23 protein-coding genes are annotated in these 15,317 nt (G+C 68.1%); 7 read left to right on the top strand and 16 right to left on the bottom strand.

Annotation, left to right across the window (positions count from 1 at the left end; translation table 11 throughout):
* Positions 1-68: 68 nt before the first annotated feature.
* From ACYVAQ_RS18150 to ACYVAQ_RS18135, 4 genes are read right to left on the bottom strand one after another with little or no spacing between them, the layout of a single operon-like run.
* Positions 69-266 carry a DUF7417 domain-containing protein gene (locus tag ACYVAQ_RS18150; protein WP_460791850.1) on the bottom strand — a complete coding sequence of 66 codons (198 nt, stop codon included), beginning with the start codon at positions 264-266 and terminating at the stop codon, positions 69-71.
* 4 nt (positions 267-270) lie between these two features.
* Complete coding sequence (locus ACYVAQ_RS18145; protein WP_460791849.1) at positions 271-549, bottom strand: DUF3846 domain-containing protein; 279 nt, start codon at positions 547-549, stop codon at positions 271-273.
* Complete coding sequence (locus ACYVAQ_RS18140; protein ID WP_460791848.1) at positions 546-725, bottom strand: hypothetical protein; 180 nt, start codon at positions 723-725, stop codon at positions 546-548. The genes ACYVAQ_RS18145 and ACYVAQ_RS18140 overlap by 4 nt, the downstream gene beginning before the upstream one ends.
* Complete coding sequence (locus ACYVAQ_RS18135; protein ID WP_460791847.1) at positions 722-961, bottom strand: hypothetical protein; 240 nt, start codon at positions 959-961, stop codon at positions 722-724. Before ACYVAQ_RS18135 ends, ACYVAQ_RS18140 begins: the two co-directional genes overlap by 4 nt.
* A 114-nt stretch (positions 962-1,075) precedes the next feature.
* Here ACYVAQ_RS18135 and ACYVAQ_RS18130 point away from each other — a divergent pair, with 114 nt between their 5' ends.
* Entirely contained in the window at positions 1,076-1,246 is a 171-nt protein-coding gene (locus tag ACYVAQ_RS18130) for a hypothetical protein (RefSeq protein ID WP_460791845.1), read from the top strand.
* A gap of 89 nt (positions 1,247-1,335) precedes the next feature.
* Here ACYVAQ_RS18130 and ACYVAQ_RS18125 read toward each other — a convergent pair whose 3' ends face one another.
* The 3 genes from ACYVAQ_RS18125 to ACYVAQ_RS18115 are packed head-to-tail and all read right to left on the bottom strand — an operon-like array spanning position 1,336 to position 2,413.
* Complete coding sequence (locus ACYVAQ_RS18125) at positions 1,336-1,689, bottom strand: hypothetical protein (protein WP_460791844.1); 354 nt, start codon at positions 1,687-1,689, stop codon at positions 1,336-1,338.
* Entirely contained in the window at positions 1,686-1,946 is a 261-nt protein-coding gene (locus ACYVAQ_RS18120; protein ID WP_460791843.1) for a hypothetical protein, read from the bottom strand. Before ACYVAQ_RS18120 ends, ACYVAQ_RS18125 begins: the two co-directional genes overlap by 4 nt.
* A gap of 2 nt (positions 1,947-1,948) precedes the next feature.
* Entirely contained in the window at positions 1,949-2,413 is a 465-nt protein-coding gene (locus tag ACYVAQ_RS18115) for a hypothetical protein (RefSeq protein ID WP_460791842.1), read from the bottom strand.
* Positions 2,414-2,662: 249 nt separating this feature from the next.
* On the opposite strand from ACYVAQ_RS18115, the gene ACYVAQ_RS18110 reads away from it, so the two are divergent.
* From ACYVAQ_RS18110 to ACYVAQ_RS18100, 3 genes are all read left to right on the top strand, one after another.
* Positions 2,663-2,866, top strand: a complete 204-nt coding sequence (locus ACYVAQ_RS18110; RefSeq protein ID WP_460791841.1) for a helix-turn-helix domain-containing protein — start codon at positions 2,663-2,665, stop codon at positions 2,864-2,866.
* 2 nt (positions 2,867-2,868) lie between these two features.
* Positions 2,869-3,228 (top strand): hypothetical protein, encoded by a 360-nt coding sequence (locus ACYVAQ_RS18105; protein ID WP_460791840.1) that lies wholly within the window; start codon positions 2,869-2,871, stop codon positions 3,226-3,228.
* Positions 3,229-3,798: 570 nt separating this feature from the next.
* Positions 3,799-4,254, top strand: coding sequence for a hypothetical protein (locus tag ACYVAQ_RS18100; RefSeq protein ID WP_460791839.1), 456 nt, complete (start codon positions 3,799-3,801; stop codon positions 4,252-4,254).
* Here the strand turns inward: ACYVAQ_RS18100 and ACYVAQ_RS18095 are convergent.
* Positions 4,232-5,389 (bottom strand): hypothetical protein, encoded by a 1,158-nt coding sequence (locus tag ACYVAQ_RS18095; RefSeq protein ID WP_460791838.1) that lies wholly within the window; start codon positions 5,387-5,389, stop codon positions 4,232-4,234. The two genes, ACYVAQ_RS18100 and ACYVAQ_RS18095, sit on opposite strands and share 23 nt — an antisense overlap.
* A gap of 122 nt (positions 5,390-5,511) precedes the next feature.
* On the opposite strand from ACYVAQ_RS18095, the gene ACYVAQ_RS18090 reads away from it, so the two are divergent.
* Positions 5,512-5,754: a helix-turn-helix domain-containing protein gene (locus ACYVAQ_RS18090; protein WP_460791837.1), complete on the top strand. Its 243-nt coding sequence runs from the start codon at positions 5,512-5,514 to the stop codon at positions 5,752-5,754.
* Positions 5,755-5,786: 32 nt separating this feature from the next.
* Here ACYVAQ_RS18090 and ACYVAQ_RS18085 read toward each other — a convergent pair whose 3' ends face one another.
* Entirely contained in the window at positions 5,787-6,566 is a 780-nt protein-coding gene (locus tag ACYVAQ_RS18085) for a hypothetical protein (RefSeq protein WP_460791836.1), read from the bottom strand.
* Positions 6,567-6,628: 62 nt separating this feature from the next.
* Positions 6,629-7,207, bottom strand: a complete 579-nt coding sequence (locus ACYVAQ_RS18080; RefSeq protein ID WP_460791835.1) for a recombinase family protein — start codon at positions 7,205-7,207, stop codon at positions 6,629-6,631.
* Positions 7,208-8,202: 995 nt separating this feature from the next.
* Between ACYVAQ_RS18080 and ACYVAQ_RS18075 the strand changes: the two genes are divergently transcribed.
* The gene (locus ACYVAQ_RS18075; protein ID WP_460791834.1) at positions 8,203-8,487 is read left to right on the top strand and encodes a hypothetical protein; all 285 of its coding nucleotides are present in this window, start codon (positions 8,203-8,205) and stop codon (positions 8,485-8,487) included.
* Positions 8,488-8,532: 45 nt separating this feature from the next.
* Here ACYVAQ_RS18075 and ACYVAQ_RS18070 read toward each other — a convergent pair whose 3' ends face one another.
* The 4 genes from ACYVAQ_RS18070 to ACYVAQ_RS18055 form a co-directional block, all read right to left on the bottom strand.
* Positions 8,533-9,009, bottom strand: a complete 477-nt coding sequence (locus ACYVAQ_RS18070) for a hypothetical protein (RefSeq protein ID WP_460791833.1) — start codon at positions 9,007-9,009, stop codon at positions 8,533-8,535.
* 72 nt (positions 9,010-9,081) lie between these two features.
* Positions 9,082-9,867, bottom strand: a complete 786-nt coding sequence (locus ACYVAQ_RS18065) for a CpaF family protein (RefSeq protein ID WP_460791832.1) — start codon at positions 9,865-9,867, stop codon at positions 9,082-9,084.
* A gap of 110 nt (positions 9,868-9,977) precedes the next feature.
* A complete protein-coding gene (locus tag ACYVAQ_RS18060; protein ID WP_460791831.1) occupies positions 9,978-10,856 on the bottom strand; it encodes an EamA family transporter in 879 nt (292 codons plus the stop codon).
* Complete coding sequence (locus ACYVAQ_RS18055) at positions 10,853-11,932, bottom strand: type III PLP-dependent enzyme (RefSeq protein WP_460791830.1); 1,080 nt, start codon at positions 11,930-11,932, stop codon at positions 10,853-10,855. Before ACYVAQ_RS18055 ends, ACYVAQ_RS18060 begins: the two co-directional genes overlap by 4 nt.
* 277 nt (positions 11,933-12,209) lie before the next feature.
* On the opposite strand from ACYVAQ_RS18055, the gene ACYVAQ_RS18050 reads away from it, so the two are divergent.
* On the top strand, positions 12,210-13,085 hold the full coding sequence (locus tag ACYVAQ_RS18050; RefSeq protein ID WP_460791829.1) for a DUF6801 domain-containing protein: 876 nt from the start codon (positions 12,210-12,212) through the stop codon (positions 13,083-13,085).
* A gap of 54 nt (positions 13,086-13,139) precedes the next feature.
* Here the strand turns inward: ACYVAQ_RS18050 and ACYVAQ_RS18045 are convergent, their stop codons facing one another.
* Together ACYVAQ_RS18045 and ACYVAQ_RS18040 are read right to left on the bottom strand one after the other, a co-directional pair.
* Positions 13,140-13,796, bottom strand: coding sequence for an ABC transporter ATP-binding protein (locus ACYVAQ_RS18045; protein ID WP_460791828.1), 657 nt, complete (start codon positions 13,794-13,796; stop codon positions 13,140-13,142).
* A gap of 2 nt (positions 13,797-13,798) precedes the next feature.
* Positions 13,799-15,184 carry a hypothetical protein gene (locus tag ACYVAQ_RS18040; protein ID WP_460791827.1) on the bottom strand — a complete coding sequence of 462 codons (1,386 nt, stop codon included), beginning with the start codon at positions 15,182-15,184 and terminating at the stop codon, positions 13,799-13,801.
* Positions 15,185-15,317: the final 133 nt, after the last annotated feature.

The following is a 15,317-nucleotide window of genomic DNA, read 5'->3' as shown; positions in this document are numbered from 1 at the left end:
ATCGGCCTACGGATAGCCGAAGGCCCGGCTCCCCCCATCCAATGCGGGAGCCGGGCCGTGGCGTGCCGTTAGATGGTGGCGAGCACCTCGCCCTCCGGGCTGAGCAGTCCCTCGGCGATGAGCCGCATCGCCGTGCGGCCGTAGTGGCCTTGGAGTTGCCAGACAAGGCCGGACTGCACGAGGTCGCCGAAGAACTCGACGGTCTCGGCGTCGTCCAGTTGCCCTGCCTCGTAGGCGATCACATTGGTCAGCAGGTCGGTGGTCATCGGCTCACCTCAGCCATTCGGCCGGAAGGTCGGTGTCCTCGCCGTCCTCGTCCACCCCGACCAGCACGGCCGGACCGACGATCAGGCGACCGGCCAGGATCGAGGCTTCCTTGTTGATCGGCAGTCGGAGGAGCCGACCTTCTTCGTTACACCAGAGGTGCGCGTCGAGGCTCACCGGCACGTGCTCGATGAGGCCACCCACGAGCGACTGGAGCGTCGCGAGATCAGCCGAGATCTCGCGACGCTCGACCCCGCCATCGGGCGTCAGGATCACGGCGATCACCGGGCACCACCTGACCGGCGGCCCAGCCGCCCGTAGAGGTCCACGGCGGCGATGCCGAAGACGACGAGCGTTCCGAGGACCGCCACGACCACTGCGAACTTGTGGGCGTGGACCACCAGGACCAACGCGAGGAAGACGCAGACGAAGGTCTCGGCGAAATGTCCGAGCGTCTTCATGCCGACACGCCCCCGTCCACGCCGCAAGCCGCTAGGAACTTCCTGCGATCGAACGCGGGGTTGAAGACAGAGCAGGCGTTGGCGACCTCGTGGGCCACCTTGGCGACCGTGGCCGGGTCGGCCGAGGGGTCGTGCGCGACGTACTGGATGCCGTCAGCGATGCGCTGGAAGTGACGGCGGGTAAGGCTTGCTCGACGCGGGGGCGACGAGCCGTTGGTGCGGAAGGCTTCGACCATCGTTGGTCCTCTCTCAGCGGGGCCACGGGTTGAGGCCCTTCATCCGGGTGTCAACACGGTCCATGGCCTGAAAAGTCCCGCTCCGCGCCCTGCGTTTACACGCACACTGGAGGCGTGAGCGAGCACCGGGCGCAGTGGACCGAAACGATCTTCGAGGTCGTGTTCGCCGAGCGTGTGCGTGCTCGACCCGCTGGCGGGATTCACGGGCTCAAGGCGATACAGGAGGCCCAGCGCCGAGCCGAGGCCCTGCTGCGCGATCTGGAAGGCAACGAAGCCCGGCCCTGACTGCTCAGGACCGGGCCTCTTGGCGGCCGGGCGAGAAGGCCGAACCCGGCCGCGTCGGAGGTCGCGCTCAGCATTCGCGACCTCCGAGGTCACTCGATGGGCTCGACCGGCGGCAGCGGCACGGCCACCCACTGGAGTTCGGTGCGCTCGGTCCCCCGGTCGAACACCGGCTGCTGGTGGAGGTAGGTGCGTGAGCCGTCGCTGTAGGTCACCAAGACCCCGTCGTGAAGCCGCTTGGTACTGCCGTCGCTCATCTGGAGCGTGACACCCCTCGCGGTGCGGGAGATCTCCACGGGTCCGTCCTCGAAGACCACGTGGCGGAGGGGGCGGTCCGAACCGGCCGGGTGCTGGATCCGGCTCGACTCGACACGTGCGAGGGCTGCCTGCTCGGCGAGGTACTCCGAGTAGCCGGGCCGGTCGCCAAGGTAGGCACTGCCGCTCACAGCCGACCGCCCAACTGGTCGAAGCGCCGGTGGAACTCGTCGGCAATCGCCTCGGCCCGAGCGGCCAGGTCCATGACGTAGTTCGCGACGGCGCTCGCCTGCTCGTTCGACAACTCGATGACGTCGCCGGTCACCGGATTCGACAGGTCGATGCCGCTGTAGGCGTCCGGGGCGTCGGCGCCGTTGGACAGGTCCACCGTGGGGCTGGCGGGCTCCCAGCCTCCGTACATGGTCGGAGTGTCGATCGTGCGTCCCATGGTCACCGCCCCCAGAGCCACTGGTCGGCCGCCTCGGCGGCATCGACGTCGGCCTCGGCCGCTGCCAGACGGGCGGCGTTCCCGGCTGAATCGCCAGGAGTTCCGGGGCTACGCATGGCCTCGTCGGCGCGGGCGTTGAGTGCCTCGTCGCTGGCGTGGAAGCGGGCCTCCAGGCCAGGCACCGAGGGCACTGCCGCCGGGTTGCTGGCCTTGACCGACTGGACGTGCTGCCGCGCTGCCAACTGGATCTGGCGGAGTTCGCGGGCATCCTGCTCAGTGTCGGCGACGCCCAGGCCGACCGACGCGTGCTGGGTGAGCCAGCGTCCGGCTTCGGCCCGGACCGACTCGCTCGGCGACAGGAGCGCCGGAAGCATCTCGGCTGCGATGTTCGTCGGCACATTGGCCCTCTCAAACTGGGCCAGAATCCGGTCGGCTTCGGCGATCCGGCTATCAACTTCGTAAACCATCTTGTGTGCCTCATCTCGTCTTATGCGTGCGGCGGATTGCCGTTTACACGCGGGATGGGCTCGCTACCTCAGGATGCCGCTACGGCACCTCCGAGTTTATCAGTGGGGCAATACCGCTAACTAAGGGAGAAGGCCCCCGCCGCCCCGCCGACGCCGGTACCTTCCGATGTTCCGCGCGACGAAAGTGCCGCGCGAAAGAGAGGAGAATAGGAGGAAAGGCAGCAATACCAGCAAAGGGCAGTGAGCAACATGACGAGGCAGCCGGACTACCTCACCCCCGCAGCAGCAGCGGTACGCACCGGGGTGAGCGAGAAGACCATCAGGGCGGCCGTCAGGAGAGGTGACCTGGCCGCGTGGCAGCCCGGCGGGTGGCACGGCCGCATCCTGATCCGGCCCGCCGACCTGACGGCCTGGGCCAACCGTGGGTGGGTCTCTCCTCGGGCAGGTGCGTGATCGTGGCAGCCACGCACCGCATCAAGGGCTCAACCGACGACTTCATCCGGCCGATCATCAGTGCGCTCGACGTGGCCGCCCACGTCGAGGCGTCGCTGTTCGACGTCCTCCACTCGGACCGCACGCCGAACGAGAAGCGCGCGGCCCTCGATGCTCTGGCTGATCTCGCCAAGACCCTCTCGGTCACCTGGGCGCACCGGCTCCCGGCATACGGCGAGGCCGGAGCGGCCGTGTTCTACCGGCTCTGCGGGCTCGATCGCGACGGAGGAGTGCCCGAGTACATCTCGCGCCGGATCGAGGCCCCTGAGGCTGATTCTGGCCCGCTGGCGAGCCCTGGCGGCCTCCCCGAAGGCGGTGCGTGACATGGGCAGGCCCAAGATGCAGCCCGTCGAGTGCTCCGAGCCCGACTGCGATCGGCCCACGACTGCTCGCGGTCTCTGCCCGAGGCATTACAACCAGGTGCTCCGCGCCGAGCGGCCGACGCCGAAGCCCGCTCGGACCGTCCGGCCCGAGATCCCGGTCGTGGTGGCGGACTTCGCCTACCCGGACCCCCACAGAAGTGCCCCGAGCGGGCAGCGGCTCGTGTCCTACACCTGCCCGGCGTGCGGCAAGGCCCATCTGACGAGTTGGCTGGCCGATGCCGAGAATCCCGGCCTCAAAGTCGCGTCCTGCGTCACGAAGGTGAGTTCCGGAAGGTACACGAACCCGATGGTCGAGGTGCTTAAACCGCCGCCTTCGCGGATCTTCTCCAGTTTCTCGGAATACAAGCTTCCGCACGAAAGCGCGAGTTCTACAAACGGCCTGGCACGAACAGATCTCGACTTCTGCAACGGCAAAACCGACCGTGTCCCTGACATAGAGAAACCCCGGAGCAGACTGGCGCTCGCTCCGGGGCTTCCCACCCGTATCCACACGCAAGAGAGGATGCATTAATGATAGGCGACTATCACCAGCCGGAGTTTGCGGAAGTGCACCACCTCGGGGAGGACTTCACAGTCGGAAACGGCTGGATCAACTTGCGCCATGTCGTGGCCGTCCGGCCCGTGGCGCTCGATCTCAGCCCGCTGTGCCCGGACTGCGCCGAGAAGGCCCGCAAGGCAGGCCTGCCGCCGGTCCTGGCCGTGAAGATGATCGACGGCTCGAAGTACCGGCTGCTCGGCGATGGGCTCCACGATGACGTGCAGGCCGTCCAGCAGGCCCGCAGACTGCGCCGCATGCTCGTGCAGTGCCAGCGGGAGCAGCACCTGCCCAGCGGCCCGCTACGGGGCGTCGCGAGCCTGCCCCTGCTCAGCGGCCCGCTACGGGGCGTCGCGAGCCTGCCCCTGCTCAGCGGCCCGCTACGGGGCGTCGCGAGCCTGCCCCTGCTCAGCGATGCACGCGACGCTTGAAGTAGACCGTTGCACCTCGCGTCACTGAGGCCCGCCAGCCCGTCACCTTGTGCACGAGCAGGAACTTCGTTGCGCTGAGCCGCGTAAACGACTTCGTGATACGTCCACGGCAGCAGATGTCGTCAGATGACTGGCCCGTGTAGATCCTCCATGAAGTGACCGTCGAGCCAGCCGGGATGCCGATCACGAATGCGTTCTTGGCGTACCGACCACCCCAGCAGTCGAGCGTCGCGGTGGCGTCGTAGTTGTCTCGTGTGATCGCGCAGTTGCCACGGGTGGAGAAGCGGCCTTCGTTGCCACTGAGGCCATGGTGACCGTGAAGCCAGAAGTAGCCGGTTGCCAGCGTCGTTGCACCGGTTGCCGTGGCCGTGTGACCGTCCTGATCTGTGCCCTTGAGCACGAGCCGGTACTTGCCAGGCGCGGCAAGAGCCCCGTCGTTGCGGTGTCCGTTCCACTTCGCTGAGAACGACCAACCCCCGGTGTAGACCCCGAAGTTGTGGACGTTCGACCAAGCCTCGTGCCGGACGCGGCTGCCCGTTGCGGCGTTGTAAACGTCGAGACTGGCACTCGCCATGAACCGCGATTGGATCACGTGAAGGGCCGTCGTGTCCTTGTACCCGTCATGCACGACCGGGTAGAAGGTCGGGTTGGTAACCGCGACGGAGGAGAATCCCAACGGTCCGACGACTTGGAAGTAGTCCGTCCATCCGCTCATTCCGTCGTTCCACGGCCAAGGGTCAGGGTTGTTGGCGTCCCAATCGACAGTGGCGTCACAGTTCTCCTGAGGCGCGTCGGGCAACGTGACCTGGAACGACTGCACAGCGTTCGTGCCGTCGTAGGTCGTCGTGGTGTCAACGGATCCAGGCCATTCCATGTCTGGGCACTTGACCCACATGTGGTAGATCCCGTGGGGCGAGTTGGTGAAGTCGAAGACGACGGTGGTCGTCGAACCGGCCGACAACTCGGCGTCGCCGCACTCGGGGCACGCCGGGTCATTGCGGTCATCGGGGAATGACATCGTGGGGTTAGGCGAGACCGACCCGTGCGCGGCGGGTGGAGCCACCGCGAGGCCAGCCACCAAGACACCGAAGACGGCGATGACGCGGGCGATGCCGCTAGTGCGAGCGGTTCTCATGCCTTAATCCCCCAAGAACTGATGCCAACGGAGAAGCGGCCCGATCCGCGTGTTCGAGCATACGACCATGTGCTGCGGATTCGCAGTCGATCAATCCGCAGCGCGTTTCTACGGTCGATCGCGTGGACGACGCGGAGGCTCTGAGGCGCAAGGAAGACGCCGCCGCCCACCTCCGCGCCTTCGGGGACCGAGTCCGCGAACTACGCGCCCAGAAGGGCGTCAGCCAAGAGGATCTGGCGCATGCCGCAGGGCTTCACCGCACCGTCGTCGGCTTCGTGGAGCAAGGCCGCCGAGAGATCGGCCTGAGCAAGGTGTGGCTCCTCGCCGACGCGCTCGGAGTCAGCGCCGCCGACCTGTTCGCCTGAGCAACTGCACGCTCGCGACGCAGGAACCAGCGTCACTGGAGCATGTCTAGGACCAGGTCTCGGAGCCACTGGCGGATCCCAAAGCCTCCGGCGTTGGCGAACAGGGCGTCCTCTGCGGCTTCGCGGGAGGGGAAGCCCTGCCCCGCGTAGTGGGAGACGGCTTCGATCACATCGAAGGCTTCGGCGCGGCGCAACGGCCAGTCCTTGGCCCCCTCGATGTCAACCACCTCCGGATCCGTGAGAGCCCCGAACCCCTCGTGCCGGAGCAGACGGCCGAGCGCGTCGCTCGGGAGCCGGACCGCCGTGCGCCCGTCACCTTCACGGATGAGCCAGTCGGGCAGTTCCGGGTTGCTGGTGACGCTCTCGCCCGTCGTGAGGTCGATGACCTCGACCCCCGCTTCGGCGTACCGGTCCCAACCAGTCAGGTGCTTAGGGACGCGACTGAGAAGTTCGTGCTCTGCCTTGGTCACGGTGGCGGCGACGGCAAGGTTCTCCATGATCCAGCGGATCGCCCGCTGGTTGGGGTTGGCCTCGATGAGCGTGGCGAGATGGGCTCGGGTGAAGACGTGCTCGTGCTCAACCGGGACCCCGGCGGCGGCCTTCTGAGCGCCGACGCTGACGAAGCGTGTCGCACCCTGCTTCGGCAGGGTGCCCTGGGTAACCAGCGACAGCACGTAGAGCCGAAGCAACTCGCGACGAGCGGTCGGCCTCGCGTCGAGTCCTGGGCTGGTTGCGGCGAACAGGGCCATAGCCGTCGCGGCCTCAATGACGGCGTCAGCGTGGGGTGCGCGGCTCCAAGGAGTGCTGGTCATGGCCGCAGCCTGCCACCGGGATCCGACGGATTGGGTGACCCATCGGCTGGCCGCACGACGCGTCACGCAGCGGGATCGGCGTACGTGCCCTCGCCGTTGAGGGCGCGGTACAGCGACGACCGCCCGACGCCGAGATCGCGTGCGACTTGGGCCGTGGGTTCACCCGCCTCGATGCGACGCCGCGCGGCTTCAATCTTCTCCGGCGTGAGCGCAGGCTTCCGGCCCCGGTACTTGCCCTTGGCCTTCGCCAGCGCGATGCCCTCGGCCCGCCGCTCGGCGATCAGCGTGCGCTCCAACTCGGCGACTGCGCCGAGCACGTGCATCTGGAAGTTGGCGTACGCGTCCGCTGCACCTGGGCGGAAGGTGAGCGCCTCCTTCACGAACTCGACCTCCACGCCGTTGCCGGTCAACTCGCGCACGAGGTCGAGTAGGTCGGGCAGGCTGCGAGCCAGTCGGTCCATGCTCGCCACCCGCAGATGGTCGCCGTCGCGGACGTACTCGATCATGCGGCGCAACTCGGCCCGCTCCTCGCGGCTCCTGCCGGACACGCGGTCTTCAAAGACGCGGTCTGCTTCGCCGATCGCCTCGTATTGGCGCTCGGGGTTCTGGCCGACCGACGACACCCTGACGTAGCCGACCACCTGCCCTTTGCTCGTTCCCAAAACTCTGCCCTCTCGTTCCGGGACACCTGTCCCAAAGACCCCGATTGGGGCCTACTGGGACAACGTTTGGGGGTCGCTGAAAAGTCCCGTTGGGGAGTACCTCAGAGGGACGAATCTGGCGAGAATCTCGGCGCTCAGAAACTCGCCCGGCCGAGGCGTTCCGGCGATGTTGTGACGGGCGTTCTCGGCGAGAATCGCCAGTGTTGTAGCGGGTTTCCGCGCACGCGGAAGGTCTTCGGCGTTGGCGTTCGGGGAGAGGGCCCAGGTGAACCAGCACGAACGAGCCCGTACATGAGCATGAGCGCGACGATCTCGGCACACCAGCGCGCCCGTCCCGCCCCTCCGCCGCAGTGCGCATAAGCCCGGTGACAGGTCCGGTGACACCAGTGACAGGTCCGGTGACACATCCAAGGGGCATGTGTCACCGGCGAAAACCTCCTCTGACCTGCGGAAACGCCCCGCCGGTGACACCAGTGACACATGAAACTGACTTATGACCAGAACATCAGGAGGGGGATGGGGGTAGGAGGTGAGCACCGGGGGGTGTTGGCGCTGCAATGCACCCTATGTGTCACTGGTGTCACCGAAACAGGCCAAAACCGCCCCTGACCTGCGGAAACACCCGGTGACACATGCGCGTGCACCTGTCACCGGATGTGTCACCGAATCTGCTGTACGCCCACTTCGGCGCTCAACATCGAGTGCAGAACCCGGGATCCGCGTTCCAACATCCGATGTTGTGGCGAATCGTCGCGTTCTACACAGTGACGATCTGCCCGATCGGCTCCAAACTGCAAGATCCGACCGCGAACCTCACTGGCAGAACGAGCAATCCGCCGAAGCGCCGTTGCAAACAGAGGCGTCGAGTCAGACGCCGTGTTGGGACGCCCTCGAACTGGATCGAGTTCGCGTACAGAATCGCGCCGTTCATGTGATGCTGGCGAGGCCACGCCCCAGACGCCAAGGAGGTTCTGATGCCCACCGGACCCAGCCACTACAAGACCACAGCGACGCTCGTTCGCGGCGACGGCACGAACGTTGACGACTACGAGATGAGCGACGTTGTCTGCCGTTGCACGATCGGCGAGGACCACAACGGCGATGGCGAGCCGCTCGCCTCGATGTTCTCTGATGACGACGACTCTGACGACGAGACGCTCAGCGTGTACGACGCGGCGGACATCTGGCGCTCGAAGGGCATGGACGAGGACTACATGTTCGGTTACAGCGAAGAAGAACTCCGTAACGCTGGCGGCTAGCCAACCTCCGCTTGCGACGCCACCGCGCTGTCTCCAGGTTCCGAATCAACTACAGATGTGGCTGGCCTTCGCGGCGGCGACGTACATGTGCGATGCGTACAGGTCGTATCCGGAACTGTTCAACATGCCCTCTGGGCTACCGCCGTTCGATACCCAGTTGCAGATGAAACCCGCCGTGCCGACGAGGCTGTCGAACGTCGTGTCCTCAGGCGGGAAACTGTTTGGAGCGCCAGATGCTGCGTTCCGAATGATCGAGACGAACCGCATGAATGCTTGACGGTCGATCGCTCCGTAGGGCGCGGCGTTGATCGGACCTGTCGGCGACGGCTTGGGCTTCGGCTTGGCGGTATGCGATGCAGGGACGTGAGTGGCCGACGGCGTCGGTGACGACGATGCTGAAGTCGTCGCAATGGTCGCGAGCGACGGCTGGTCTACCGAAGCGCCAGAGGTTCCGCCGCAACCTGTGAGCAGCGGCAGTCCGAACGGAACGACGCAGAGACCGGTGACGAGACGACGATTCACAGCGCAAACCTAGGGACCAAGCAGTCGTCTCGCCCGCAAACGGCCACATTCACGAGACCGCTCCGAACGGCCTCACGCCGCGCCGGTGGATAGCGAGCCAAGAAACTTCGGGTGGTGGAAGCGGATCTCGAAGACCTCCTCGGCGGTGATGACCCGCTCCCCGCCGGGGATCGCGGCCGCGAGGCAGTTGAGCATGGTCGTCTTGCCGGCCTGGGTTCCGCCCGTGACCAGGATGTTCAGACCGGCGCGGACCGACGCCTCCAGGAAGTACGCGGCCTGCGGGGTGAGGCTGCCGAGCTCGACGAGCTCGCTCAGCCGGGAGGCGCGGACGACGAACTTGCGGATGTTCACCGCGGAGAAGCCGCGGCTGATCCCCTTGAGCACCACGTGGAGGCGGTGGCCCTGGGGCAGCATCGCGTCGACGAACGGGCGGCTCAGGTCGATCCGGCGGCCGGTGGTCTTGAGCATCCGCTCGACCAGCTCGGTCACCTGGGCCTCGGTGAGGATCAGGTTGGTCAGCTCGTGCCGGCCGTTGCGTGCGATGAAGACGCGGTCCGGGGAGTTGATCCACAGCTCCTCGACCGTCGGGTCGTCGAGGAAGGGCTGCAGCGGCCCGAAGCCCGCGACCCGCGCGACCAGCTCGGCGACGAGACCCTCGGGATCGGCGACCGGCGCGACGGCGCCCGTCAGGCTGCGGTCGTCATGGGCGCGGACCAGGCTGCGGGCGAGCGCCCGGACGGCACCGACCTCGTGCTGCGGGTCCAGCCCGTCCCGTCGTACCGCTCCGCGGAGGGCCTCGTCGAGCGCGCCGACGACGTCGGCGGTCGCCGGTACGACGGGTTGCTGCTGCACGGCCACGAGGACTCCCGAGATGAGTGGATGGCCCCCTGACCGTAAGCGAAGAACCGCGCAATGGCGAGGGCTCTCGACCGAATCTGTGGATGAGGTGCGCCGGACGTCCGAGTCGGTCAGAACATGGCGAGAGCAGAGGTGCCGATCACGACGAGTGCGCCGCCGGCGATCGCCAGGCGTCCGAGGCGCTCGTGCAGGAAGACTGCTGCCAGAAGCATCGTCGGCAGGGAGAACGCGCCACTCAGAAGTGCGACGACGCTGGTGTGGGAGCCGGCCTCGTAGCCCCACGAGATCCCGGCGTACGCCGCCGCCTCACCCATCCCGATGCCCGCCAGGGCCGGGATCGCTCGCAGGCCCACGCGCAGCGGTGCCTTCCTGGCAACCACGAACACGACGAAGAGGACCGTCATGCACCCGTACATGAAGGCGGCGCACGCGATCGGGTCGCGGTCCCTCACGATCTCGGACCAGCCGACCGTCCAGCCGGCCGCGAGCAAGGTGGCGAGCCCCACCGGCCGGAACCCCTTGACCCGCCCGATGCCGCGCAGGACGGGCACGCCGTCGGTGGCACTCAGCAGGATCACCCCGCCGAACACACCGACCAGCGCGAACGAGCGCCACAGGTCCGCGCGGTCCCCGAGGAAGGCGATCGCCGTCAGCGCCACGATCCCGGAGAAGGAGGCGAAGACAGGACTGAGCCGAGAGACATCGCCCTCTCCGAATCCCTTGTACAGCAGCAGGTAGATGACGCCCTGGAGGATCCCCAGCAGCGCCAGGCCAGTCATGGCTGCCGGCCCGCCGATGCGCGCACCGTCGTACTGGTCCCAGGTCCCGGCGGCCAGCGCCACCAGGAGGAGGGTGGCAACGACGTGACCCGACACCAGGGCGGTCAGCTCGTCAAGGGCGTCGACGCTGACCTTCGCGAAGAAGTCCGCGAGACCCCACCCGAACATGGCCAGCAGGCCGCCCCCGACGGCGACGGCGTAGGCGCTCACTCGACCACCAGGTGGGGCCGTGGGAAGCCGTTGAACGGCACCGCGAGCGACATCGTGTACGCCCCGACGTTCGCGAACTCCAGGCACGACCCCTCACGTACGTCGGCGGGGAGGCGGACGTCGCGCGCGATCACGTCGGCCGAGTCGCCCGTCGGGCCGGCGAGGTTGAACAGGAGCGTCCCGGCTGAGTCGCTCGCGTCGATGGCACGGACCGGGTACTGGGTGCGTCCTTGGTACGCCATCGCCTCGAAGAGGCCGTTGTAACAGCCGGCGTCGAGGAAGAGCCAGTGCGACCCGCCTCGATCGGACCGTCCCACGACCCCGACCGTCAGCGTCGCCGCGGGCGCCACGACGAATCGGCCTGGTTCGGCGACGACCTGGACCGGGGGCAGTGTCGCCAACGCGCGCTGGATCTCAGCGCCGATGTCCGCCATCCGCGGGACCTCGGGGCCTTCGTACTGGCACGGGAACCCGCCGCCGATGTTCAGGTGCGACAAGGGCTCGCCATCTGCGGCGAGCTTCTCGTAGACCGGTCGCACGAGATCGATGGCGGCGGCCCAGGCCGTCGGCCTGAGGGACTGGGACCCGACGTGAAAGCTGAGGCCCCGGCAGTCGAGCCCCCGTGACCGCGCGTACGTGGCCAGGCCGTACGCGCCACCGACCTCCGCACCGAACTTCTCGCCGAACGCGAACGATGATCGGGAGTCGTCGACCCGCACGCGGACGTAGACGGAGGCGCGCGGAGCGTGCTTCGCGATCTTGTCGATCTCCGCCTTCGTGTCGGCGCTGAAGATCCGGATGCCCCGAGCACTCGCCTCGTCGACGTGGTGCGCAGGCTTGATCGCCGTACCGAAGGCGAGCTGGTCCGGAGAGATGCCGAGGCCGAGGAGAAGTGCGATCTCGTGGATCGAGGCAACCTCGAACGAGGCGCCCGCCTCGGCGAGCGTGAGGAGAACCGGCTCCTCGGGGTTCGCCTTCACCGCGTAGTAGACCTGCACACCGGGCACCGCGCGCCGCAGCGTGGCGACGCTCTCGATCAGGCGGTTCCGCGACAACGTGAAGTACGGGGTACTCACACCGACACGAGCTGGTGCTGCGGCGAGCGTCATCGGGCAGGGAGCCTTCGCATGCGAACGACATGGCGGATCCCCCGATGCTCACCGCCGTTGGCGAGCGCACAGTACTGCTCCGCCAGGCGGGCCACACCACTGTTTGTCGAACTCGCGGAACAGCTCCTGGAGGCGACAAACACCCCTGGAATGTTCGGTGGGGATGTGATGAGGTGCGGGTGGCGGCGAGGTCCGGGAGGGGCCGCGCCGCCGATTCGGAAAATCGAACAGGGAGGGAACCCCTATGAACGTGCGTCCTCGTGCGCGCCTTCGCACCATCGCCAGCGCCGGAGCGACCGCCGTCGCTGTCGGCTCGACCGTCGTCCTCGGAGTCGCGGCGCCGGCCTCGGCGGCGACGCTGAGCTTCGACTGCAACGTGCCGGTCGTCGGCATGCAGACGTTCTCGGCCACCATCAGCAGCAACGCCCCGACCACGCTGCCGACGGGCAGCAGCACCGCACCGAACGTCACCACCGTGATGACCGTGCCATCCTCGCTCGCCGACACCATGCGCAGCCTGCTCGGCGTCACCTCGCTGTCCGGGGTGATCCACTCGACGACCCTCGTCAACGGTGTCGCGAAGGTCGTCGACCTGACCATCCCGTCAACGCCGGCGGGCGCGACCGGGACGGCCGTCCCGCTGGAGGCCACGGGCGCGCTCGCGCCGATCACCGCCGGGATGCCCGGCTCCAGCACCACGCTCGCCGCGGGTGCGCAGGACGTGGTGATGAGCCTGGTCACCGGCAGCGGCACCTCGCCGTTCGACGTGCCCTGCACGCCGAGCACCGGTCAGAGCACGACGCTCGGCACCATCACCTCGGTGACGGACGGCTCGCGGACGACCGGCAGGACTGCGTTCAGCCGGGCCAAGCACGCCGCCACCAGCACCGCCACGGTGACGTCGAGCCACGGCATCGTCAAGGCCACCGGCAAGGTGACCTTCGTGCTCAAGCGCGGCACCAAGAAGATCGCCTCCACCACCAAGACGCTCAGCAGCGGCAAGGCGGTCGCGGTCTTCACGGGGGTGCGGACGAAGGGGAAGTACACCGTGACCGCGACGTACGCCGGGTCGAGCCGGCTCAAGGCCTCGAAGGGGACATCGAGCTTCACGGTCCGCTGACCACCTGAGGAACGGACGGCGCCGTCGACCGATCCGGTCGGCGGCGCTCGTCCCTCAGCGGGCACCGGGAGTCGTCAGCCGCCCGTCGACCAGTCGCACGACCCGGTCGGCGTAGGTGGACGAGATCTCGTCGTGCGACACCACGACGACGGTGACGCCGTGGCGGTCGACGAGCCAGCGCAGCAGGTCGTGGATCGCCCCCTTGGCCTCGCTGTCGACGGCGGCCGTCGGCTCGTCGGCGAGGACGAGCTCCGGCCGGTGGGCGACGGCACGCAGCAGAGCGACGCGCTGTGCCTGACCGCCGGACAGACCGGCCGCGAGCTGGTCGAGGACGTGCGCCACTCCGAGGCGGTCCGCGAGATCGGCGAGCCATCCCTCGTCCACGCGCGAGCGGTTGAGCCGGTGGCCGACCTCGATGTTCTGGCGTGCGGTGAGCCCGCCGAGCAGGCCCGAGCGCTGGAAGACGAGACCGACGGCCGCGCGGTACCGCGAGCGGTCGCGGCCCCGGAGGTCGGTCACGCGGTGGTCACCGACCTGGACCGAGCCGGTGTCCGGCCGGTCGATGGCGGCGACCAGGTTCAGCAGCGTCGTCTTCCCCGACCCCGAGGGACCGGTGATCAGCGTGAGCCGCTTCTCCTCCACGTCCACGGAGACGTCGGAGAGCACCCGCGTGGTGCCGTAGGCCTTCGACACTCCCTCGATCCGGATCATGCTCATCCCTTCACGGCCAGCGACAGGTCCAGCGACCGGGCGAACTTCGACAGGGCGCGCCGGGACGCGACGAGCATCGAGACGAGCGTCAGCGCGACGCCGACGCTCATCTCGGTGAGACCCACGCCGATCCGGACCCCCAGCTCGCTCGCGTTCATGGCGGCGGCGACCGGGACCATGAGCGGGCAGGCCAGGACGGCCGCCCGGTAGGTGGTCCGCAGGACGCGGCGGCGCTCGACCGCGCGCAGCGTCCGGATGTCCACGCCGCCGGCGTGCAGGGTGCCGATCTCGCGGACGTTGCGCTGCAGGTTCGACTCGCGCTCGCCAGCGGCCGCCATCGCACCGAACAACGCCAGGTACAGGATGATCTGGAGCAGGAGCGGCGTGGCGTTCGCCCGCCAGAAGTCCCGGTTGTCCTCCTTGAAGGTCGCCGGGCTCACCACGCTGGCGGCCAGCCCGGCGTCGCGGAGGTCTGCCCTGACCTGGTCGCCGGCCGGGCCCCGCACCAGCACGCCGAAGTACGCCGTGGAGGTCGCGCCCTCGACGCATGCCCGTGCCGTGGTGTCGGCGAGGATGCCGATCGACCGGTTCATCTGCGCGATCCCGTGCTCGACGCCCGCCACCCGGAGGCGGACGTCGTTGACCATGACGGAGTCACCGCGGTGCAGCCCGAGGGTGTCGTCCAGGACGATCGACGGGTCGGCGCACCCGTCGACCACATCCCCGGAGATCCGTTGGTAGACCGTGTCGGGGACGGAGATCTCGAGACCCGACTGGTCGTCCAGGTTGAACAGGTGCTTCCCGAACGGCACGTACGCCGTGGGATCGCGGGCGACCAACGAGGCGACCGCGACCGAGGGCAGCGACGAGTCGTCCATGAACGTGATGCCCGGGGACTGCAGCACCAGCGCCGTCGGCTCGCCACCCATCACGGCGAGCGCCGCGTCGATCGGCCGCAGCGGTCCGTTCGTCACCTCGGACTCGATGCCTGACGTGGCACCGACCAGCACGATGGCGAGCACCGCGATCGAGGTACCGGCGAAGAAGGCGCGGAACGGGCGGACGAGACGACGTACCCGCCCTCGGTGCTGGGGCGCGACGTGCTCGACGCCGGAGTACTCCACCGCGGCCAGGTCGTTGAGCGCCTCGGCTCGGCGCGACCAGACCGGCAGCACGCCGTACGTGCCGAGAGCGATGAGCCCGACCGCGGCGAGGTAGGGACTGACGATGCGCAGGGCGTGGACGACCTGCACCAGCCAGTCGACCATGTGCGGAACGAACCCGGGCACGGGCCGGACGGTGAAGGACCGGAGGTCGCCAGAGATCGGCCAGACCGCCAGCAGCGCGAGACCCGCGACAGCGAGAGCGAGCCAAGCCAGCCGTCGCACGTGCCACTCCCCCGTTCGGTCCGTCCAGATGCACCCGAGAGAGCCGCGCACGGCGAGGGCGATCGTTGCACAGTCCGGGCGGCGGGAGGGCGGTTTCTGCGGCAACGGACGGCGCCGCCGACCGAGTCCGGTC

It is taken from the genome of Nocardioides maradonensis, from assembly GCF_054777115.1.
Note: the sequence above shows the minus strand (reverse complement) of the source record. Positions and strands in the feature narration are given on the sequence as shown.

Coding starts and splice junctions, on each gene's coding strand:
- ACYVAQ_RS18085 (WP_460791836.1), bottom strand. CDS start 6,566: ATGACCAGCACTCCTTGGAGCCGCGCACCCCACGCTGACGCCGTCATT.
- ACYVAQ_RS18050 (WP_460791829.1), top strand. CDS start 12,210: ATGAACGTGCGTCCTCGTGCGCGCCTTCGCACCATCGCCAGCGCCGGA.
- ACYVAQ_RS18075 (WP_460791834.1), top strand. CDS start 8,203: ATGCCCACCGGACCCAGCCACTACAAGACCACAGCGACGCTCGTTCGC.
- ACYVAQ_RS18115 (WP_460791842.1), bottom strand. CDS start 2,413: ATGGTTTACGAAGTTGATAGCCGGATCGCCGAAGCCGACCGGATTCTG.
- ACYVAQ_RS18135 (WP_460791847.1), bottom strand. CDS start 961: ATGGTCGAAGCCTTCCGCACCAACGGCTCGTCGCCCCCGCGTCGAGCA.
- ACYVAQ_RS18120 (WP_460791843.1), bottom strand. CDS start 1,946: ATGGGACGCACGATCGACACTCCGACCATGTACGGAGGCTGGGAGCCC.
- ACYVAQ_RS18140 (WP_460791848.1), bottom strand. CDS start 725: ATGAAGACGCTCGGACATTTCGCCGAGACCTTCGTCTGCGTCTTCCTC.
- ACYVAQ_RS18100 (WP_460791839.1), top strand. CDS start 3,799: ATGATAGGCGACTATCACCAGCCGGAGTTTGCGGAAGTGCACCACCTC.
- ACYVAQ_RS18045 (WP_460791828.1), bottom strand. CDS start 13,796: ATGATCCGGATCGAGGGAGTGTCGAAGGCCTACGGCACCACGCGGGTG.
- ACYVAQ_RS18150 (WP_460791850.1), bottom strand. CDS start 266: ATGACCACCGACCTGCTGACCAATGTGATCGCCTACGAGGCAGGGCAA.
- ACYVAQ_RS18110 (WP_460791841.1), top strand. CDS start 2,663: ATGACGAGGCAGCCGGACTACCTCACCCCCGCAGCAGCAGCGGTACGC.
- ACYVAQ_RS18095 (WP_460791838.1), bottom strand. CDS start 5,389: ATGAGAACCGCTCGCACTAGCGGCATCGCCCGCGTCATCGCCGTCTTC.